The organism is Methylophaga sp. (genome assembly GCF_009711715.1).
Taxonomy (GTDB): domain Bacteria; phylum Pseudomonadota; class Gammaproteobacteria; order Nitrosococcales; family Methylophagaceae; genus Methylophaga.
Window position 1 is genome coordinate 92,646 of the sequence record NZ_VENF01000009.1, and the last position, 21,295, is coordinate 113,940.

Consider the following 21,295-nt stretch of genomic DNA (forward strand, 5'->3'; position numbering starts at 1 on the left):
AACCCGTCCCGGATTTTGATTGAGCTCAGTTCGGTTGGTAAACAGCAGGTCTCCATAAAAATCAAAGCCGTAGTTAGGCGGGCTGATAATATTAATGGGGATGTTTTGCTGCTGAAACTGGAATGGCTGGTCAGTGATGTAGCCGGATAACACGTCCACCCGTCCTGATGTCAGGCTCTGAGTGCCCATATCCTGACCAACCCCGGTGATGTTATTGAATTGAATACCGGCATCATCCAGCAAGGCTCGCAATACCGCATCATTACCGGTGGTGTCATCAAACATCACTTTCTTGCCGGCGAACTCGTAGGGGCTCACAATGCCGGAACTGGCGAGGCTCATAAAAATCAGCGCATCATGCTGAAAATGGCAGCCAGCGCCTTGATGGGTGCCCCATTGGCGTAATGCGCGAGTATGCCCATACCGCCGATACCATACTCGGCCTCTCCCCGCGTTACCTGTTCAATGACATTGATTCCCGGACGACGCGGTTTAAGCGTGACATCAAGGCCTTCGGCCTGATAAAAACCCTTTTCCTTGGCTGCGATATAGCCAGCGAACTGAAACTGGTAAGCCCATTTCAGCTGCAGTGTCACTGCTGCCGGTTCTCTGGTCGCTGCAGTTTCAACAGCGCCGACCCCGGACGACAGGGCGCTGAGAAAGCACAGCAAAGCTAGGCGGAGCAAGGATATAGACATAGTGATGGCTAAATATTTAGATGATAACAGGCCACAATAAAAAACCATAGAAAGGATAGGGTTTCGCAATGGCTGTCATCATCAATTGATGATGTCTTTGAATGTAAAGCATTCAAAACCGTCGTTCTGACTAAGCAGCTTGTCAGGCCTGACAGTAAAATTAAAGCGTTTCTTGCCGGTTTTAATGGTGAGTTCTGAGGCTGTATTGTGAATACCGCTAGTGGTAATCAGCATCGCGGGCTGATGCTGTAAGGTATTTTCCCGGATCAAAAATGCCGGCTGCCGCTTTTCGCTATTGCCCACAGAGAAAAAGACCGGTATCGCATCGCCATGAATGAATTTGAGCCCCATTTTGCTTTGCTCAAAATCATCTGTCCGCAACCAGCGAACCGAAGCCAGTTTCAGATCGGGTTTGGCCTCCTTGCCCGCAGTTTCGAGGATGCCGACAAAGTCCCCGATTTTGAGATCGTGCGCCAGCCGGATTTTTCGCTTCTGCAACAGATAACCATAGCTGTTTTTATTCAGTACTTCCCAGGCACTGTCCAGCCAGGGGTCACCGGCAACCGGCAAGGTGAGCGGAGCACTGACGCGCTGATGAATGGCATCGAGACCGACGGCCACATAGGCTGCCTTGCTACCTTCAACCGGCAGTCTGGGTTGTTTACGCTGATAGGAGGTATTGAGATAAGGCATTAACTGACGTAACAGTCGGATATTCTCTGCAGCCGGGTGACTCTCACCCTGAGCCGCAGCCTGATCGAACAGCTTATCCACCCGGTTCAGAATGGGTTTGGTATCCAGGATCAATGTCGTGGGCCGGTAATTATCATCCAGGGGCGGTAATACCGAAGGCATCGGCGTGCGATCACTGAGACAGTTAATATAAAAATGGCCGGCTTCGGGCTTTGCGCTGTCAGGCAGCAGTGTCAGTGCGGCAGCCGGGGCCAGTTGCAGCATCAGTTGATAGCAGCGCACCACATCGCCGCAGGCGAGACCATAAGGGTTGCAGATACTGGTCAGCATGATCTGCAGATAACGCTGTTGTACCGAAAAATCGGATTTGTATTGGCTATTAACAAACACCGGCCTGTCTGCTATCTCTGCAGTCAAAGTTAGCATCAGCAGTTGATGCATTTCCTGAAACAGCCGCGACGGCAGTGTGCGGTAGAAATTGTAGCAGTGCAGAGCCAACAGGCCCATGGCGTCCATTGCACGGTAAATTGCCATATGAACCAGTGGTTTAAGCTTGAGATTGTTACTCTGCTCATTGGCTTCAACCACGATGATTTTATAGCCGCGGGCGAGTTCATTGATGACGTCACCGAGTTCATCGATGAGTTTCAGCCGCATGTCGGCGTTAACCAGCTGCTGTTGCAGACTGGGAATCGTCAGGCTCAGTACCAGTTTATTCAGCGGGCCACGATACATATCCAGCAGTTTTATCCGCTGAACATGACCGACGTCGTTGGCATTGAAACGCTTCAGTGCGTCCAGATAACGGGTGCTGAACTCCAGCGGGTTGGCTGTGGGTAAACGCCGTAACCAGTGATACAGCAGCTCTTCATTGAGTTCGACATTGCCCACAGCATGCCGCTCGGTCGGAATACTCAGACTGAGTGAAGGCATATTGGCTGGCAGCGGAAAGCTCATCGCGGCTGGGAGAGTCCATATCAAAGGCTGAATCAGCTTTATCATAAGCTAGCAGCGCCGTTCGGACAATGAACCAGGTCAGGTTATTTTGAACCGGATTTCAGCTATTTAAAGAGGCGGAGGTGGGAGCTGAACAAGCCCTAGAGTGATTTGGCACCGGGAAATCCCAACTGCTGCCAGGCCTGATAGAGAATAATACCGGTCGCATTGGAGAGGTTCAGGCTGCGGCTATCAGGCAGCATGGGAATGCGGATCTTGAATTCATCCGCCAGGCTGTTCAGAACAGGATCGGGCAGGCCCCTGGACTCCGGGCCGAACAGCAGTATATCTTCATCTTGATAGCGAACATCGTGATGGTGCTGGCGTGCTTTGGTGGTACAGGCAAAGACCCTTCGTTCTCCCTGCCATTGTTGAAATGCCATATAGTCTGCATGGATCAGCAGATCAGCAAACTCATGGTAGTCGAGTCCGGCGCGCCGCAGACGTTTATCATCGAGTGCAAACCCCAGCGGCTCAATCAGATGCAGTCTGGCACCGGTGTTGGCACAGAGACGGATGATATTGCCGGTGTTGGGCGGAATTTCCGGTTCAAACAGTGCGATGTGTAGCACGTATCAGGTTTCGTCGAGATAGAGTCTCAGGTTCTGGCCCGGCTGCAGCATTGAGCGGTCACTGAGACCATTCCACTCACGCACATCCGCCACACTGACATTGAATTTGCGGGAGATGGCCCAGAGCGAATCACCGTTTTTTATCGTGTAATTAACGGATTTGCGTTTGGCTGTCTGAGACCAGATGACCAGCTGTTGTCCGGGCTTGAGCAGGTCATGAGCCGTTTTTTTGTTCCAGCTGGCCAGGGTGGCGACATCCAGCTCATGCTTGCGGGCAATATCCCACCAGGTATCGCCACTTCTGACGGTATAAAGCTGTTTTTGCTGCTTGGCACTGTCGGCATCAGCCTGGCCGGCTTGCGCCATTGCCGTACTGCTCAGCTGACCGGATGAGACCGGAATCAGCAAGTGACCACCAGCGCGGATCTGGTTGCTGCTCAGTTGGTTGGCTTGTTTAATCACCGGCACGGTAGTGCTGTAACGACGGGCAATCACACTCAAAGATTCACCACGTTGAATCTGGTGACGGGCCCATTTCACACGTTTGTTCGCCGGCATCTTGGTCAGGGCCAGTTTGAAACCGTCGATTTTATCCAGTGGCAGGACCAGTCGATGCGGACCTTGCGGTGCCGTGGCCCAGCGGTTGAAAGCCGGGTTCAGATGATTGAGTTCGTCTTCACTGAGACCGGCCATTTCTGCCGCTACGGCCAGATCGATTTGTGAACCGACATCAACGGTGCCGATAAAAGGTTTATTGTCGATGGGACTGAGGCTGATGTCATAACGGGCCGGAAACTTCACCATATGACTGACAGCCATCAGCTTAGGCACATAGGCGGAGGTTTCGCTGGGCAAATCCAGGGACCAGAAATCAGTAGGTTTACCTAATTCCTGGTTCCGCTTGATAGCACGACCGACGGTACCTTCACCGCAGTTATAGGCAGCAAGAGCCAGTTGCCAGTCGCCGAAATCATTATGCAGTTTTTCCAGGTAATCCAGTGCTGCCCGGGTTGACTGAATCACATCGCGGCGACCGTCGTACCACCAGTTCTGTTCCAGACCGTAAAGCTTGCCGGTGCCGGGAATAAACTGCCACAGTCCGGAGGCATGGCTACGGGAATAGGCATAAGGTTTGAAGCCGCTCTCGACCACCGGAAGCAAGGCGACTTCCATCGGCATGTTACGCTTTTTGACTTCTTCCACGATATGGTAAAGGTAGGGGCGGGCCCGCTCAACCACGCGCCCGACGTATTGCGGGTGGTCGATAAACCAGCGCAAATGGCGCTCGGTATCTGGATGGAGGGTGGTGTAATCGGAAATCTGGAAGCCGGTTCGGATACGTTGCCAGACATCGGTGACAGGTTCTGTGTTGGTGGGATCAATCGACTCGCTGTAGTCATCACTGCTGTCAGCGGCAAGCGTTTCATCTTCCTCATAGCCCTGCTGCCAGGGTGTATGCCGGTGCTTTTTAATTTTAGCGGAATGAATCGACGGCGACGCCCCAGCCTCAGCAGCCTTATCAGGTGTGCTGCTACAGGATGCCACCAGCAGCAGTGCTGCTGTTGCCAGGGCGAATTTGAAAAAGGCTTGTTTTTGCATAATTCCGGCTATTATAAGGAAGGATTTCCTATCTGTCTTTCTCTGAGTTAATAAAATTGTCATGCGTTTATATGTCTGAACTTTCTACAAAATGGTGGGGTAATTTTGCCGTTGCCCTGGGGGAACAGCTTACCCTGCGCTGCGCCGATCTGTGTCTGCAGTTGCAGTCGCTGTCCAATCAGTGGTGGCTGGGTTATGAATGGCAGCTGGATGTTAATCAGTTTCAGCCGGTGCTGGAGACGGTCGCTGAAGAAGCACTGCAAAGTCTCGAAAATGAACAGCGTTTTGTTTTTGCTGAATTGCCTGCGAGCCTGACCCTGCAGCCGGCACTGGCCGATCGTCCGGTGGTCTGCCGGCCAGTGGTGTCAGTGAGTTTGCTGCCGTTTCAGGAAGTGACCTTGTTTGTCTGTCTGCCACTCTGGGTCAAGTTGCAGACCAGTGATGGCGATGAGACGCTGCTGGATATACCTACGGTCAGGGTCTGTGACTCCTGGTTCGGCCCCAATACCCGCGAGGGGGTGATCAGCTATGCGTCTCAGGTCAGCGAGCAGCTTGACGTCAAGCCGATCTCGAACAATAAAGCCAGGGCGGCCATCGAAGTCAGAATTCAGAATCAGTCCGACCAGATGCTGACGCTGGATAAAATCAGTGTGCCAGCTCCCAACCTCAGTCTGTACGCTGATGCCCGTGGCCAGTTCTGGACCCCCAGAATCACGCTGGTGCGGCGTGATAATGAAGATGCGATCCTGAGTGTGGATGAAGTGATCAGTGGCGGTTTACTGGAGTCCGAGTTGACCCTGGTCTGCAGCGCCCGTGAAGATATCGGTCGCAGCAAAATCACCAAGGCGATATCCGCCCTGTTCGGCTAAACGGAGACTGAGACACAGTGAATGAATGGTTATCCAAAATTGATGCGGGATTGATTGGCTCTATTGCAGAAGCGGTGATTTATTTCATTGTCGGCCTGATCCTGGCACGGATGGCGAGCCGGGGTGTCAGGCAGTGGAGTAAACACCGTTTCGATATGCACCAGCAATTATTAATGGGACGCATTGCGACCTATCTGGTGCTTCTGGTGTTTGTGATGATGGGACTGAATGCCATCGGCTTCAATCTGGGCGTGCTGATAGGGGCGGCCGGTATACTGTCAGTAGCGATTGGTTTTGCTTCACAGACTTCTGCCTCCAATATTATCAGCGGCCTGTTCCTGGTCGCGGAGCGGCCGTTTTCAGTCGGGGATCTGATCCGGGTCGGCACGACGACCGGTGAAGTGTTGTCGATCGATTTACTGTCAGTGAAACTGCGCACCTTCGATAACCTGTTTGTCCGTATCCCCAACGAAACTCTGATTAAATCCGAGGTTACGACGTTGACGCGCTTCCCAATACGCCGTATCGATTTGGCGATTGGCGTGGCTTATAAAGAGGACATCAAAAAGGTGCGTAAGGTACTGGAGCGGGTAGCCCAGGCGAATCCACTTTGTCTTGATGAACCCAAGCCGATCTTCGTGTTTCTGGGGTTTGGCGAATCCTCGCTGGATATGCAGTTTTCAGTGTGGGTCAAACGCGAGAAGTTTATCGATCTCAAAAACAGCATCCATGAAGAAATCAAGGAAGCCTTTGATGCCGAGGGTATTGAGATTCCGTTCCCGCACCGTTCGCTCTATACCGGTTCGGTGACTGAACCTTTCCCGGTTCGGGTGATGACTGATAATGAGCAGCGGGACGTACCCTGACTGTCGGCCGCCGGTCATCTGCGCTAAGATAAGCTCCTCATCAATAAACCGAGGTAAACCGTGAGTAAACTCAGCGGACAGCTGACAAAAATGGCCGTCACCTTGCCGGCCGACAACAAGGCCCGGTATGCGATGCGTCTGGGTGACGAACAAATGCCGATGAATGAGCTGGTCGGCCAGACAGTTACGCTCAGATACCAGGGTGAAATTCACTGTCTCAACTGTCAGCGGCTGACAAAAAAAAGCTTCAGCGGCGGTTTCTGCTTCCCCTGCTCACAGCGTCTGGCGCAATGTGATATGTGTTTCCTCAAGCCTGAACTTTGCCATTTTGAGCAGGGCACCTGCCGGGAACCGGACTGGGGTCAGGCGGTCTGCATGCAGGATCATATTGTTTATCTGGCCAACAGTTCCGGGCTCAAGGTCGGTATAACCCGTATCAATCAGATCCCGACCCGCTGGGTCGATCAGGGTGCGATCCAGGCACTGCCGATTTTCCGGGTCAGAAGCCGTTATCAGTCCGGGCTGGTGGAAGTGATGTTTAAAAATCATGTCTCTGATCGCACTGACTGGCGCAAAATGCTCAAAGGTGACGCCGAGCCAATCGATCTGGCCGCCGAGCGGGACCGGTTGCTCGCAGAATGTGATTCTGAGATTCAAGCCCTGCAACAGCAGTTTGATGATAACAGTGTTGCGACACTGCCAGGCGAGCAGGAGCAACGCATTATCTACCCGGTGGAGCAATATCCCGCTAAGGTGTCGTCATTTAATTTTGATAAAACCCCGGAAGTGAACGGTGTCTTGCATGGCATTAAAGGCCAGTACCTGATTTTCGATAGCGGTGTGATTAACATCCGCAAGTTCAGCGGTTATGAAGTGGAGATGGTGGTTTAAATGCTGTATCGCCTGATGCGAAATCTGATGTTCCGTCTGGATGCGGAGAAAGCCCATCATCTGGGCATGACCGGGCTTAACCTGATGGAAATGACCGGTTTATCCTGGCTGCTGACCCGAAAAATGGCGGCACGCTCGGTCAAAGTGATGGGGCTGGAGTTCCCCAATGCGGTTGGACTTGCTGCCGGTCTGGATAAAAACGGGGATTATATTGAAGCGATGTCGGCACTGGGATTTGGCTTTGTCGAGATCGGCACCGTCACACCAAGACCACAGCCGGGCAATCCCAAGCCGAGGTTGTTCCGTATTCCCGAAGCCGAGGGTATTATCAACCGTATGGGGTTTAATAATCTCGGTGTTGACCATCTGTTGGAGCAGGTCAAAGCAGCCAGGACCAAAAGTCTGGTCGGCATCAATATCGGTAAAAACGTTGATACACCGGTCGAAAACGCGGTCGATGACTATCTGATTGGCCTCAACAAGGTCTACCCCTTCGCCGATTATGTCACGATCAATATCTCCTCACCTAACACACCGGGCCTGCGCAGCCTGCAGTTTGGTGAATCACTGGATGCCCTGTTGTCGGCGTTGAAACAGGCGCAACAAGCCCTGGCAGAACAGCACGGCCGTTATGTACCGATGGCGGTCAAAGTCGCCCCCGATCTGACCGCTGAGGAAGTCCGGCAGCTGGCCGAGGCGTTTTCTTCTCACCGGGTTGATGCGGTGATTGCCACTAACACCACGATGTCCCGGGATGAAGTAGCAGGCTTGGCCAATGCGGAAGAGGCTGGCGGCCTCAGTGGTGCACCACTATTTGAAAAGTCCACTGACATTGTCCGGCAGTTCCGGGCGGCCCTGCCTGAAGACTTGCCGATCATTGCGGCAGGTGGAATCATGTGCGGAGAAGATGCGCTGGCGAAACTGGAGGCGGGTGCTGCCCTGGTCCAGATATATAGTGGCTTGATATACCGCGGTCCGTCTCTGGTACGGGAAGTGGTCGAAACAATCGCAAAGAGGAGCTGAAATGGAAACTGCTGCAGGTAGTGTTGTTGGATTCTGGTTAATGAATATTCTCTACGCGGCACTGATCGTGTTTGTCGGTCGTGTCGTCGTGAAATGGCTGGTCAAACTGTCACGCAAGCTGATGGTGCGCAGCAATATGGATGTGATGCTGATCAATTTCCTCAGTGTTATCGCCAATGCGGTGCTGATGCTGTTTGTATTGATTGCCGCCCTTGATCAGCTGGGTGTCGATACCACCTCGATGATCGCTGTGCTCGGTGCCGCCGGTCTGGCTGTGGGCCTGGCGCTGAAAGACTCTTTACAGAATTTTGCTGCCGGCGTCATGCTGATCATGTTCCGTCCGTTTAAGGTCGGTGACTTTGTGGAAGCCGCCGGCACCAGTGGCATCATTGAACAAATCACGATTTTCAACACCATTATGAGAACCGGTGATAACCGTGAAGTGATTGTGCCCAATGGACAGATTTATGCCGATACCATCACCAATTACTCGGCACGTGATACCCGCCGTATCGATATGAGCTTTGGTATTGGTTACGGTGATGATCTGCTGAAAGCCAAGAATCTGCTCAACCAGATTGTGAAAGCCCATCCCAAGGTACACGCTGATCCCGAGCCGGTGATTCGTGTGGCCGAACTGGCTGACAGCAGTGTCAATTTCGATGTGCGTCCCTGGGTCAATGCGGATGATTACTGGCCGGTGCGTTCAGAGCTGATTGAGCAAATCAAACTCGCTTTTGATGAGAACGGTATTTCAATCCCCTTCCCGCAAATGGATCTGCATTTGAATAAACTGGAAAGCTGATATCAATAATCGGGTTCTAGCCTGAAAGGAGGCTGGTATGAAGATAAGCCTGTTAATGACAACGGCACTGCTGGCACTGAGCGTGTCAGGTTGTGCCGACAGAGCATCGGTGGTTTACGGTGATGGCCGAGACTATCGGAGTGGTCCTCCGCCACACGCCCCGGCGCATGGTTACCGAGCCAAACATCATCGACACAACATGGTGTATGACTCCCGGCTGGGAGCATACATTGTGCTGGGCTACGATGATCATTATTACAATGACGGCTGGTACTTCCGTTACCGGGATGGTTTATGGCAGATCAATGCAGATTTGAGAGACCGCGATTGGCGAGATGTCGATCATTACCGCGTTCCGGAAGGTTTGCGCTACAGCAAACACGGCTACCGGGATCGCGACTATGAAGATCGTGGCCGCGACAACAAGGATAAAAACCGTGGGCGTGGTTACAAGGATCGGGATGATCACCCGGGCCAAGGTCGCGGTCGTAATACAGATGACGATTGGGATTAAAAGTTGTCTTTCCACTCTCTGAGGGCAGCAAACACGGATTCATCTCTATCCAGAGCCCGGCCGCTGAAGGTTTCAGCTGCCGTTCTGATGTGAGATAAATGGCTGCGCAGGAATGGGTTGGTGGCCAGTTCGTCGGCCATCAGCGAGGGAATGGTTCGATGTCCCTGCTCACGCAGTTGCCGGGTCTCAATGCTTCGTTGTTGCAGAGCCGGATTGTCTTTTTCCACCGCCAGGGCAAAGCGCAGATTGGCCTCAGTGTACTCATGAGCGCAATAGACTTCAGTATTGCCCGGCAGTTGTTTCAGTTTTTTCAGCGACTGAAACAACTGTTCAGCACTGCCGCCAAGCAGTCTGCCGCAACCGCCGGCAAACAGCGTATCGCCACAGAACAGTTTATTCTCCACCAGATAGCAGATATGACCCCGGGTATGACCGGGGGTGTCCAGTACCCGGAACGGGGGAAAGTCCGGATCGACCCTTAACTCATCAGTAGCTTGCAAGGGCTGAGTGACCGAGGGGATGGGTTCACCAGCAGGACCGAACACCGGTACCGGATAGGATTCCAGCAAGGCTTCGACGCCACCGGTATGATCGGCATGGTGGTGGGTAAGCAGAATCGCTGCCGGTGTCAGATCCTTTTGTTTCAGGGCCTCAAACACCGGTCCGGCATCACCGGGATCAACAATCAGCACTCTGCGGCTGTTTTCTGCCTGGATCAGCCAGATATAATTATCTTTGAATGCGTTGACGGCATGAACTAAAAGCATAAAACCTCCCGGATGGGACAATAACATGAATCACTCAGACAGCAAGGATATCGAATACTGGTGGCAAAGCCCCCTGGGCCAGCTGTTGCTGTCTGTTGAGCGCGAGATTATCAGCCAGCTTGATGAGCCGCTGCCCGGCTATTTTTTTGTGCAGATCGGTGGCAATGAGTCCTGTCTGCCCACTGTCAGCAATCGTGCCTGTAGCCAGTGGCGGATCGGTAGAAAAGCTGATTTGCGGGCGGAACCGGAATCGCTGCCATTCAGATCAAATAGTATAGACAACCTGCTATTGCAGCATGTTCTGGAGCGTTCCCGGGATCCCCATCAACTACTGAGAGAGGCTGAAAGAGTGCTGTCGGCAGATGGCAAAATAATCCTCTGCTGTTTTAATCCCTTCAGCCTGTGGGGGTTGCGCCGCCTTTTTTCCTGGCAGGATAGTCCGCCCTGGGATGGTCACTTTTTCAGTCAGACCCGCATCCGCGACTGGCTGGCCCTGCTCAACTTCGAAGTAACCGAACAACATAAAATGCTGTTCCGGCCCCCGTTCAGACATTCGCGCTGGTTGCAGGGCAGCCTGTTTATGGAGCGCTGGGGACGGCGCTTATGGCCCTGGTTGGGTGGTGTTTCTGTTATGGTAGCGGCCAAACGCACCATTCCACTGACACCGGTCAGGGAGAACTGGCGCAAACGAAGACTGTTCCCGACGCCGGGGCTGGTCAACAAACCTCTTACCCGAGAACCCAGTAATGGACCACGTTGAAATTTTTACTGACGGCGCCTGCAGTGGTAATCCCGGCCCGGGTGGCTGGGGTGCGATATTACGCGCCAGAGGCATGGAAAAAGAACTCTCAGGCAGTGAAAAACAGACCACCAATAACCGTATGGAAATGATGGCGGTGATTGCCGCGCTGGAAGCGTTGAAGCGTCCCTGCCGTGTTACTATCACCACCGACTCCCAGTATGTGGTAAAGGGCATGACCGAATGGCTGCCGGGCTGGAAAGCCAAAAACTGGAAAACAGCAGCAAAAAAGCCGGTCAAAAACGTCGAACTCTGGCAGCGGCTGGATAAAGCCATTGCAAAGCATGAAGTAAAATGGGTATGGGTGCGAGGCCATAACGGCCACCCGGAAAATGAGCGCGCCGATCAACTGGCGGTGGCCGCCCGGGAAAAACTGACAGTGTCATAGACGAGGATCATCCGCAGTGGCAGAAACCATACAGAAAAGACAAGTCATACTCGATACCGAAACCACCGGTATCAATACCGCCGACGATCACCGCATTATCGAAATCGGTTGCGTTGAGATGATCGGGCGTCGTCTTACCGGCCAGACTTTTCATCAGTATATTAATCCGCAGCGCGATATTGATGCGGGTGCGATTGAAGTACATGGCATCACCAATGAGTTTCTGGCCGACAAACCGCTGTTTGCCGATATTGCTGAAGATTTCCTGCGCTTTATAGACGGTGCCGAACTGATTATTCACAACGCCCCGTTCGATGTCGGCTTTATAGACCATGAACTCGCTAAACTGGATGGCGAGTTACGCCGCGTTAACACGATTGCCAGCGTGCTGGACACCCTCAAAATGGCCCGTGACAAACACCCGGGTCAGAAAAACAGCCTTGATGCTCTGTGTAAGCGCTATGAGGTTGACAACTCCAACCGGGAACTGCACGGCGCTTTGCTTGATGCCGAGATTCTGGCCGATGTCTATCTGGCGATGACCGGTGGTCAGGTCAGCCTGACACTGACTGCTGAAGAAGTCGCAGAGACGGTGACTGAGAATAAAAATGACGCCGAATTGGGACAGATCAAGACGCGTCAGCCGCTGACCGTGCTCAGGGCCACAGACGAAGAACTGGCCGCGCACCAGGCGATGCTGGAAAAGGTCAATGAATCCAGTGGCGGCAACTGCGTCTGGCTGGCGGAAAAATAATCAGCCGCAGATTAAAAACCGCCGGTGAATGCTTTACAGCATCAGACTTCTAGTTTTGTCGGGAATACTACTAAAGCAGTTCCTCTATTCGCCCAACAGGAATAATCATGTGGCTTTTGGGCAGATCCGATTTCTTTAATTCAGCCACCAAATAACCTGCGCGCATCGGCGTAATCAGCGGAGACGAACTTTTTCCACTGAAATTTTCAATCAGATCAGCTTGAAATCGAATTTTTTGTCCCCAACTTGAGGTTCTGTTACAAGCAAACCGGAATGATGACTCATGAGCAACGAAGAAATCGAAAAGCCTGAAGACAATCAGGAACAGGAAACGGCCAACGATTCAGAACAACAAGCCCAGCCGGAAGCAGAACAGGATACGGCCAAGCTGCTTGAAGATGCACGTAATAAAGCCGATGAGCACTGGAATGAGCTGTTAATGGCCCGGGCTGATATGGAAAACATGCGTCGTCGTCATGCCCGTGACCTGGAAAATGCGCATAAACACGCACTGGACAAGTTCATTGCCGAACTCTTGCCTATCTGCGACAGCCTGGAATTGGGTCTGAGCGCAGCACACAAGGATGAGGCAACGCTGGAAACCGTGCGTGAAGGCATGGATATGACCCTGAAAATGCTGCTTGGCAACATTGGCAAACTGGGGCTCGAGCAGATTAATCCCGAAGGTGAAGCCTTTAACCCGGACCTGCACCAGGCCGTGTCAATGCAGCCTGCTGATGGGGTCGAATCCAACCAGGTCATCAGTGTGATGCAAAAGGGCTATGCCTTTAATGGCCGCGTAATCCGCCCGGCAATGGTCGTGGTCTCGCAATAAATCGGTCGGGGACTTGAAATTGCTGAATTGTCCCCCAAATAAACGAACATAGGCTGATAAAGCCAGCAACAGATAAGAATGATGGAGTTTAACTATGGGTAAAATTATTGGTATCGACCTGGGAACGACCAATTCCTGTGTCGCAGTAATGGAAGACGGCAAAGCACGTGTGATTGAGAATAGTGAAGGCGATCGCACCACACCGTCTATCGTTGCCTTTACTAAGGACAACGAAGTGCTGGTTGGTCAATCTGCCAAACGTCAGGCCGTGACCAATCCCAAAAACACCTTGTACGGTATCAAACGACTGATCGGCCGTAAGTTCAAAGAAAAAGTCGTTCAGCGCGATATCGACATGGTTCCTTACAAGATCATTGAAGCCGACAACGGCGATGCCTGGGTGTCTGTCAATGACAAGAAAATGGCACCGCCTGAAATTTCTGCCCGGGTTCTGATGAAAATGAAGAAAACCGCGGAAGAATTCCTCGGTGAAGAAGTCACCGAAGCGGTGGTGACCGTTCCGGCTTACTTCAACGATTCTCAGCGTCAGGCGACTAAAGACGCCGGTAAAATTGCTGGTCTGGAAGTCAAACGTATCATCAACGAACCGACTGCTGCAGCCCTGGCCTACGGCATGGACAAAAAACGCGGTGATTCTACCGTGGTGGTTTATGACCTGGGTGGTGGTACTTTCGACGTCTCAATTATCGAGATTGCCGACATCGAAGGCGAGCACCAGTTCGAAGTTCTGGCGACCAATGGTGATACTTTCCTTGGTGGTGAAGACTTTGACCAACGTATCATTGATTACCTCGTTGATGAGTTCAAGAAAGATCAGGGCGTTGATCTAGCTAAAGATCCACTGGCGCTGCAACGTCTGAAAGATGCGGCAGAAAAAGCCAAGATAGAGCTGTCCTCAAGTCAGCAAACCGATATCAATCTGCCGTACATTACGGCCGATCAAAGCGGTCCCAAACATATGGAAATCCGTCTGACCCGTGCCAAGCTGGAATCGCTGGTTGAAGACCTGATTACCCGCAGTATGGAACCCTGCAAAATGGCATTGAAAGATGCTGGCCTGTCGACCTCAGAAATTGACGATGTCATCCTGGTTGGTGGTCAGACCCGCATGCCGAAAGTGCAGGAAGCGGTTAAAAACATGTTCGGCAAAGAACCGCGTAAAGATGTCAATCCGGACGAAGCTGTTGCCCTGGGAGCTTCTATCCAGGCAGCCGTATTGGCCGGTGATGTCAAAGACGTATTGTTGCTTGACGTGACCCCGCTGAGCCTGGGTATCGAAACCATGGGCGGTGTGATGACCAAACTGGTTGAGAAAAACACCACCATCCCGACCAAGGCGAATCAGGTGTTCTCCACTGCTGAAGATAATCAGCCCGCGGTAACCATCCATGTGCTGCAGGGTGAGCGTGAAATGGCCTCGGCCAACAAATCTCTGGGCCGTTTTGACCTGGCTGATATTCCGCCGGCACCACGGGGCGTGCCGCAGATTGAAGTGACTTTCAATATCGACGCCAACGGTATTCTGCATGTGTCTGCCAAAGACAAGGCAACCGGCAAGGAACAGTCGATCGTGATCAAGGCTTCCAGCGGTCTGAGTGATGAAGAAGTCGAGCAAATGGTGAAAGATGCCGAAGCCCATGCCGAGGAAGACAAACGATTCCACGAGTTGGTCACGGCACGTAACCAGGCTGATGCCCTGATTCACGCGACCACCAAGTCGCTGAAAGATTTGGGCGATAAAGTCGAAGCCGACGAGAAAGCTAATATCGAGTCTGCAGTGGAAGCGCTGCAGGCAGCGATCAAGGGCGAAGACAAAGACGATATCGAAGCCAAAACTAACGCGCTGAGCGAAGCCTCTGCCAAACTGGCCGAGCGCGCTTATGCTGAAAACGCGGAAGCCGGTGAAGGTGCCGCTGACAGTGCGCAGTCAGGCGACGATGTTGTCGATGCCGAGTTCGAAGAAGTCGACGACGACAAGAAGAAATAATCCTGTGAGTCCGGCCTGATGATGGGGACAATGCGATGTTTACCCATGTAAGCCTCATCATTGCCGGACAGGACTAACAAGACAAACAGGCGTCTGGTCGGACCGGCGCCTGTTTTGTTGTTTTGGGGAAAACAAGAAGCATGGCCAGAAGAGACTATTACGAGATTTTGGGTATCTCGCGAACGGCGACCGAGGCCGAAATCAAAAAAGCCTACCGTCGCATGGCGATGAAGTATCACCCGGATCGTAATCCGGATGATGCCGAATCAGAAACCAAATTCAAGGAAGCTAAAGAAGCCTACGAAATTTTAGCCGACAGCCAGAAACGCGCGGCTTATGACCAGTTTGGTCACGATGGCGTCGATCAGTCCATGGGCGGCGGTTTCGGCCGTGGCGGCGCCGGTGGTTTCAGCGATATTTTCGGTGATGTCTTTAATGACATTTTTGGTGCCGGTGGTGGCCGTCAACAGGCTTTCCGTGGTGCGGATCTGCGTTACCGTCTGGAATTGTCTCTGGAAGAGGCTGTGGCCGGTACCACGGCCAAGATCCGGATTCCGGTGAATGTCGAATGCGAAACCTGTGACGGCAGTGGTGCCAGGAAAGGGACCGAACCAGTTACCTGTACCACCTGTGGTGGTCATGGTCAGGTCCGTATCCAGCAGGGCTTCTTTACCATGCAGCAAGCTTGTCCTCACTGCCGCGGCACAGGCAAGATGATCAAAGACCCTTGTCCTGACTGTCACGGTGAAGGCCTGGTTCAGGAACATAAAACCCTGCAGGTGAAAGTGCCTGCCGGTGTTGATACCGGTGATCGCATTCGACTCGAAGGTGAAGGCGAAGCGGGTCTGCATGGCGCGCCAGCCGGTGACCTGTTTGTGGAGGTCGCGGTCAAACGGCATGATGTCTTTACCCGTGACGGCACCAACCTGTTCTGTGACGTGCCGTTGAGTTTTGCCATAGCGGCGCTGGGCGGTGAGGTCGAAGTGCCAACGCTGGAAGGCAAAGCCAGCCTCAAGATTCCGGAAGGCACACAGACCGGCCAGCAATTCCGGATGCGTGGCAAAGGCGTGACCTCTGTCCGTGGTGGCCCGACCGGTGACCTGTTATGCCGCGTCATTATCGAAACGCCGGTGAAGCTGTCGAAAAAGCAGAAAGAATTGCTGGAACAGTTTGAGGAAGATATCAAGGGCGGCGGCGACAAGCACAGCCCGAAACATTCTTCTTGGCTGGATGCGGTCAAACGCTTTTTTGAGTGAATCCGCTGCCGGCTTGCGGTGAGGACTCAGGATGAGGATACTTGCCGTTCTGGAACAAACCGTAGGTTGGGTTGAGAAACGAAACCCAACAAATGGCTTTAACACGGCTTGTTGGGTTTAATAAGTTCAGTTCAACCCACAAATAATGTGCGAAAAGAAATATAAGGAAGGCAAATGACAATCAAGATTGCGATCAATGGGGCTGCCGGCCGTATGGGTCGCTGCCTGATTCAGGCAGTCGAGCAAACTGAGGGCCTGGAACTGAGTGCGGCCATTGATCGGGCTGATTCTTCGCTGATTGGGGCTGATGCCGGTGAACTGGCTGGGGTAGGTAGACTGAATGTCGATGTCACGAGTGATGTGGAAGCAGCCACACAGGTCTCTGACATTATTATCGACTTCACCCTGCCGGAAGTCACCATGGCGCTGCTGCCACATTGTGTTGCCAATCAATGTCGTCCGGTCATTGGTACCACCGGTTTTGACGATATCCAGAAGCAAGCTATTTCTGAGGCTGCGGAGAAGGTGTCTGTGATTCTGGCGCCGAATATGAGTGTTGGCGTCAATCTGTCTCTGAAACTGCTGGATCTGGCGGCACGCGTTTTGGGTGATGATGTCGATATTGAAATCGTTGAAGCCCACCACCGGCATAAAGTCGATGCCCCTTCCGGCACCGCCCTTCGCATGGGTGAGGTTGTTGCCGACGCTTTGGGTCGAGATCTGAAACAATGTGCGATCTATGGCCGCGAAGGCCGCACCGGTGAACGTGATCGCAATACTATCGGTTTTGCCACTGTGCGCGCCGGTGATATTGTCGGCGACCACACCGTAATGTTTGCCGCTGAAGGCGAGCGGGTTGAAATCACCCACAAAGCGTCCAGCCGCATGACCTTTGCCTTCGGTGCCATGCGCGCTTCCAAATGGCTGATGCAGCACGACAAGGGCTTGTTCGATATGCAGGACGTGCTGGGACTGAAGAACTGAGCGCAAGCGCAGTAAAGCAGGATCAAAAAAGGCCGGTCAACCGGTCTTTTTTATGCCTGGAGATAAGGCTTCAGTAACTGTCGGCTTTCTGTTCAGCCTGGCGTGAACCTTCCGGGTCGCCGGAGCGCAAGCGGATTTTGGCAATCAGTTGCCACAGACGCCGCAACTGGTATGCATTGCCCTGAGCGACCGAAACGCCTTTCAGAGCCACCTGCTCAGCGAGATCAAAATCTTCCAGTTCCATGTGGGTCACAGCCAGGGAGTAATAAACTTCCGGGTCTCTGGGAGCGATCCGTTGTGCCCGTTGCAGACTGCCCTGTGCTGCGCGGTAATCACCAGCACTGCGGGATTGCTCTGCATCACTGAGTAGCGCCAGCACGGCCGGACTTTGTTGCGTCCGTGGCTGTGTCGCTGGAGCCTGGGATGGACTTGGCGTCGCTGCCGGCCCGGAATCAGGCAGTGGCGTGGCGACAGCGGGTTCAGACGGCGCTTCCTCTGGGGTAGGGCTGGGTTCCGGCTTTGCTTCGGCCTCAGCGCTTCGATCTTCCACCGGCGCTCTCGGGGCTTGCGATGGCGCGATACTACAGCCGGCCATCATGGCAGCTAATAGACCTGTCAGCAGCAGTCGAGGGGTTAATAATTGCATAATTATTCCTTACCGAAACCAGTCCTTGATCCAGTCAATCGAGCGGCTCACAGGATCGTCCTGTTCGCCTGGTTTGAGATAGCAGTCTGCCGTCTGTTGCGGCGCAGTCCCGCGAATAAACGGCAACTGCCTGGCATTTTCGCATTGTGCGGCAGAGAGATAACCATTGTCCTCGTTCACCCAAAGCCATTCAATATTTTCCGGTACCGGTGCCTGGAAACTCTCCAGTGGCTGACTGGCCATAAACTGAGTCCAGGCCTGCAGGGCGCCACCGGAGCCGGTAAACGGCAGTGGTGAATTATCATCCTGACCCAGCCAGACAACGGCAAGGCGGTTATTACTGAAACCGGCAAACCAGCTGTCGCGCTGATCATCGGAAGTACCAGTCTTGCCTGCGACATTGATATTACCGGGTAAAGTGCGATAAATGCTGGCGGCGGTACCACGGCGTGTGACTTGCTGCATGGCGGTCTGGAGCAGATAAATATCTTCTGTGGCTACGGTTTGCTTGAGTTGGAACGGGTAACTCGACAAGGCCTTGCCTTCGCTGTCGGTGACAGTACGAATCGCTCTGGCCGGCATCTGGAAGCCATTGGCGGCAATGGTCTGGTACATCGTCGCGACTTCAAGCGGCGAAAGTCCCTGGGCACCCAGTAATAGAGAGGGATAAGGATCCAGATCACGTCTGACACCGAGTCTGACCATGGTGTCGATCACATTATCCAGGCCCACAGCCATACCCAGTCGGGCCGTGGAAATATTATAGGAATGGGTCAGGCCTTCAATCAGCGTGACTTCACTGTGAGACTGTTTATCAAAATTTTGCGGTTTCCAGGTTTGACCATTGGGCAGAGACAGGGAATAGGGGGAGTCATCAAGCCGCGTGCTCAGCGTATAACCCTGCTCCAGTGCCGTCAGGTAAACAGCCGGTTTGACCAGCGAACCGATGGGTCGCTTTGAATCGAGTGCGCGGTTAAAGCCTTTATATCGGGTATTCCGATCGCCGATGACCGATAATACTTCACCGGTTTGCGGGTCGGTGACCACCATGCTGCCCTGCAGTTTGTCGACCTTCTGGTAACCCTGCTCCAGTTGGCGGATGGTTTCTGTCAGTGCCTGCTCGGCTTCTTTTTGCACAATCGGATCCAGGCTGGTGAAGACACGCAAACCTTCTGAACTCAGATCCTCGTCCCGGTAATGCCGTCTCAGTTGTCGTTTTACCAGATCCAGAAAGGCCGGGTAAGCCTCTTTCAGCAAGGTGCCCTTTCTGACCACATCTAAACCGGCAGTAGTCGCCTGCTGGTATTGTTCCTGCGTAATTTCACCCTGCTCATGAAGCACTCGCAAAACCAGATTACGTCGTTGAGTGGCCCGTTGCGGATGGCGGCGAGGGTCGAAATAAGAAGGGCCCTTGACCATGCCGGCCAGTAAGGCGACCTGGTGCAGTTTCAGCTCCTGTATCGGCTGGCCGAAAAAGTAATGGGCACCAAGACCGAAACCATGAATGGCACGGGCACCGTCCTGACCCAGATAGACTTCATTGAGATAAGCCTCCAGAATTTCGTCTTTGCTGTAATGCAATTCCAGCAGCATGGCCATTGGCATTTCCAGCAGTTTGCGGATCAGCGTGCGGTCAGAAGTCAGGTAGAAGTTTTTGATCAATTGCTGGGTCAGCGTACTGCCGCCCTGAACAAAAGCACCGGCCTTGATATTGGCGAGCATGGCACGGGCAATGCCCTTGGGGGATATGCCGTGGTGTTGATAAAAGTCCCGATCTTCAATCGCGATCAGGGCATCAATCAGCTCGGGGGGGGCATCCTGTAGCTGAATCAGATCACGGTCTTCATTGTTGAGTGGATAAATGCCGCCGATAAGCACCGGTTCCAGTCGCAGCAAAGCCAGTTCATTGCCCTGAGCATCGCTGATGCCGGTCAGGACTTCATTATTAAAGTCGAGCACCAGCCGGCGAGCCGGTTCTCTGCCATCGGTAAAATTAAAACCCCGGGTCGAAATAATGGCACGTGATGATGAAAAGGCTGCCTGTCCCGGTTTTGATGCCCGGCTGACAAACTGGTAACCCAGGCCGCGCAGTTCGACTTTCAGATCTTCAATCGATAGAGGGGAGCCGGCATACAGTTCGAGTGGACGCGCATAGACTTTGGCCGGTACTGCCCAGCGTTTACCTTCAAACTGCTGGCGGATCTGCACATCCAGAAACAGCAGCAGTAAGCCCACCAGTACCAGCAGTGTGAACAGGATTTTAAACAGCGTTGCTTTACTGATAAAACCGCGGTTGTTTTTACGTGATGCAGAACGGCTGCGGCGTTTCACAGGTTTGCGATTGGTAGTTTTAGTCGTTTTTTTACGGGCCATAAACGATTCGGTGTATCCGGGTCAGGGAGCAACAGTCCATTGAGACTAAAGCACTCAGGTAATGATTTCTGTTAATCAGTTTCCAGCATCCGGTTATTGACTGGATTGCGTGTCAATCCGCATAAGTTGCCTATTATGCTTGAGCTGGTTTTTTTTTGCTGGCAACAGCAGGATCAATCGATGTTATTTATCCTCCTTTGCGCTCCTCTTCCAAGTCCGGTTTTTTGACCTTATACAAGAACCTGCGCCAGTTGAACTCAGGTGGCAGCCTGATTTCGCATTATCGAAATTGTCTGGTAATATGCAGAACTCCGAACGGGTTTCATGCGTAAAAATTTTTCACCTGAAACTGCGAGAAAATGCAACTGAAGTGAGCGTTTATGGCTTTAGAAACACCAGTTTGTGACTTCGGTCAGCCAGCCATTGATTTTTCGCTGCCGGGAACCGACGGCAAAATCTGGACTTTGGATGACTGTCGCGGTGAAAATGGTCTGCTGATTATGTTCATCTGCAATCATTGCCCCTACGTTCAGGCTGTGATTGACAGGTTGGTACGCGATACCAACGAACTGAAACAGTATGGCATCAATTCAGTTGCCATCATGGCTAATGATGTTGAAGAGTACCCGGAAGACTCGTTCGATAACATGAAAAAGGTTGCAAAGCAGCAAGGGTTTTCCTTTCCTTATTTATATGATGAATCGCAGCAGGTTGCCCAGGCATACGGGGCTGTCTGCACGCCTGATTTTTTTGGTTATAACAAAGACCTGCAGTTGCAATACCGCGGTCGTCTGGATGCCAGCCGTAAACAAGCGGCCGAACCGGATGTCAGACGGGACCTGTTTGAAGCAATGAAGCAGGTGGCTGAAACAGGCCATGGCCCTGAAAATCAGATACCTAGTATGGGTTGCTCGATCAAGTGGCGGGCGGCTTAATTTTTTTTAATAGGAGAATGTAGA

At 52.7% G+C, this 21,295-nt stretch carries 20 protein-coding genes and 1 pseudogene; 14 read left to right on the plus strand and 7 right to left on the minus strand.

Annotation, left to right across the window (positions count from 1 at the left end; translation table 11 throughout):
• From FH755_RS13960 to FH755_RS06735, 4 genes and pseudogenes are all read right to left on the minus strand, one after another.
• Positions 1–746, minus strand: a pseudogene (locus tag FH755_RS13960) (ABC transporter substrate-binding protein); the annotation flags it as partial.
• Positions 747–779: 33 nt separating this feature from the next.
• A complete protein-coding gene (locus FH755_RS06725; RefSeq protein ID WP_292439867.1) occupies positions 780–2,348 on the minus strand; it encodes a hypothetical protein in 1,569 nt (522 codons plus the stop codon).
• Between the two features lie 140 nt (positions 2,349–2,488).
• Positions 2,489–2,959 carry a tRNA (uridine(34)/cytosine(34)/5-carboxymethylaminomethyluridine(34)-2'-O)-methyltransferase TrmL gene (trmL, locus tag FH755_RS06730; RefSeq protein ID WP_292439869.1) on the minus strand — a complete coding sequence of 157 codons (471 nt, stop codon included), beginning with the start codon at positions 2,957–2,959 and terminating at the stop codon, positions 2,489–2,491.
• Between the two features lie 3 nt (positions 2,960–2,962).
• Positions 2,963–4,558, minus strand: a complete 1,596-nt coding sequence (locus FH755_RS06735; protein ID WP_292439871.1) for a LysM peptidoglycan-binding domain-containing protein — start codon at positions 4,556–4,558, stop codon at positions 2,963–2,965.
• Positions 4,559–4,629: 71 nt separating this feature from the next.
• Here FH755_RS06735 and FH755_RS06740 point away from each other — a divergent pair, with 71 nt between their 5' ends.
• The 6 genes from FH755_RS06740 (at position 4,630) to FH755_RS06765 (ending at position 9,526) form a co-directional block, all read left to right on the plus strand.
• Complete coding sequence (locus FH755_RS06740; protein ID WP_292439873.1) at positions 4,630–5,427, plus strand: hypothetical protein; 798 nt, start codon at positions 4,630–4,632, stop codon at positions 5,425–5,427.
• A gap of 17 nt (positions 5,428–5,444) precedes the next feature.
• On the plus strand, positions 5,445–6,293 hold the full coding sequence (locus FH755_RS06745) for a mechanosensitive ion channel family protein (protein ID WP_292439875.1): 849 nt from the start codon (positions 5,445–5,447) through the stop codon (positions 6,291–6,293).
• 90 nt (positions 6,294–6,383) lie between these two features.
• The gene (locus FH755_RS06750) at positions 6,384–7,184 is read left to right on the plus strand and encodes a DUF2797 domain-containing protein (protein ID WP_292440266.1); all 801 of its coding nucleotides are present in this window, start codon (positions 6,384–6,386) and stop codon (positions 7,182–7,184) included.
• Positions 7,185–8,207, plus strand: a complete 1,023-nt coding sequence (locus FH755_RS06755; RefSeq protein WP_292439877.1) for a quinone-dependent dihydroorotate dehydrogenase — start codon at positions 7,185–7,187, stop codon at positions 8,205–8,207.
• 1 nt (position 8,208) lies between these two features.
• Positions 8,209–9,012, plus strand: coding sequence for a mechanosensitive ion channel domain-containing protein (locus FH755_RS06760; protein ID WP_292439878.1), 804 nt, complete (start codon positions 8,209–8,211; stop codon positions 9,010–9,012).
• Between the two features lie 37 nt (positions 9,013–9,049).
• Complete coding sequence (locus FH755_RS06765) at positions 9,050–9,526, plus strand: hypothetical protein (RefSeq protein WP_292439880.1); 477 nt, start codon at positions 9,050–9,052, stop codon at positions 9,524–9,526.
• Here FH755_RS06765 and gloB read toward each other — a convergent pair.
• Positions 9,523–10,293, minus strand: coding sequence for a hydroxyacylglutathione hydrolase (gene gloB, locus FH755_RS06770; protein ID WP_292439882.1), 771 nt, complete (start codon positions 10,291–10,293; stop codon positions 9,523–9,525). The genes FH755_RS06765 and gloB overlap by 4 nt on opposite strands.
• A 25-nt stretch (positions 10,294–10,318) precedes the next feature.
• Between gloB and FH755_RS06775 the strand changes: the two genes are divergently transcribed.
• From FH755_RS06775 to dapB, 7 genes are all read left to right on the plus strand, one after another.
• A complete protein-coding gene (locus FH755_RS06775; RefSeq protein ID WP_292439883.1) occupies positions 10,319–11,053 on the plus strand; it encodes a methyltransferase domain-containing protein in 735 nt (244 codons plus the stop codon).
• On the plus strand, positions 11,040–11,480 hold the full coding sequence (gene rnhA, locus FH755_RS06780; protein ID WP_292439885.1) for a ribonuclease HI: 441 nt from the start codon (positions 11,040–11,042) through the stop codon (positions 11,478–11,480). Before FH755_RS06775 ends, rnhA begins: the two co-directional genes overlap by 14 nt.
• A 16-nt stretch (positions 11,481–11,496) precedes the next feature.
• The gene (dnaQ, locus tag FH755_RS06785; protein ID WP_292439887.1) at positions 11,497–12,234 is read left to right on the plus strand and encodes a DNA polymerase III subunit epsilon; all 738 of its coding nucleotides are present in this window, start codon (positions 11,497–11,499) and stop codon (positions 12,232–12,234) included.
• Positions 12,235–12,517: 283 nt separating this feature from the next.
• Complete coding sequence (gene grpE, locus FH755_RS06790) at positions 12,518–13,069, plus strand: nucleotide exchange factor GrpE (RefSeq protein ID WP_292439888.1); 552 nt, start codon at positions 12,518–12,520, stop codon at positions 13,067–13,069.
• 94 nt (positions 13,070–13,163) lie between these two features.
• Positions 13,164–15,077, plus strand: coding sequence for a molecular chaperone DnaK (dnaK, locus tag FH755_RS06795; RefSeq protein WP_292439890.1), 1,914 nt, complete (start codon positions 13,164–13,166; stop codon positions 15,075–15,077).
• Between the two features lie 140 nt (positions 15,078–15,217).
• Positions 15,218–16,333 (plus strand): molecular chaperone DnaJ, encoded by a 1,116-nt coding sequence (gene dnaJ / locus FH755_RS06800; RefSeq protein WP_292439893.1) that lies wholly within the window; start codon positions 15,218–15,220, stop codon positions 16,331–16,333.
• A gap of 174 nt (positions 16,334–16,507) precedes the next feature.
• Positions 16,508–17,317 carry a 4-hydroxy-tetrahydrodipicolinate reductase gene (gene dapB, locus FH755_RS06805; RefSeq protein WP_292439895.1) on the plus strand — a complete coding sequence of 270 codons (810 nt, stop codon included), beginning with the start codon at positions 16,508–16,510 and terminating at the stop codon, positions 17,315–17,317.
• Between the two features lie 70 nt (positions 17,318–17,387).
• On the opposite strand, the gene FH755_RS06810 is transcribed toward dapB, so the two are convergent.
• Both FH755_RS06810 and mrcB read right to left on the minus strand, forming a co-directional pair.
• Positions 17,388–17,963, minus strand: a complete 576-nt coding sequence (locus tag FH755_RS06810; RefSeq protein ID WP_292439897.1) for a tetratricopeptide repeat protein — start codon at positions 17,961–17,963, stop codon at positions 17,388–17,390.
• A gap of 9 nt (positions 17,964–17,972) precedes the next feature.
• Complete coding sequence (mrcB, locus tag FH755_RS06815) at positions 17,973–20,336, minus strand: penicillin-binding protein 1B (protein ID WP_292439898.1); 2,364 nt, start codon at positions 20,334–20,336, stop codon at positions 17,973–17,975.
• A 380-nt stretch (positions 20,337–20,716) separates the two neighbouring features.
• On the opposite strand from mrcB, the gene FH755_RS06820 reads away from it, so the two are divergent.
• Positions 20,717–21,271, plus strand: a complete 555-nt coding sequence (locus FH755_RS06820) for a thioredoxin family protein (protein ID WP_292439899.1) — start codon at positions 20,717–20,719, stop codon at positions 21,269–21,271.
• Positions 21,272–21,295 lie beyond the last annotated feature (24 nt).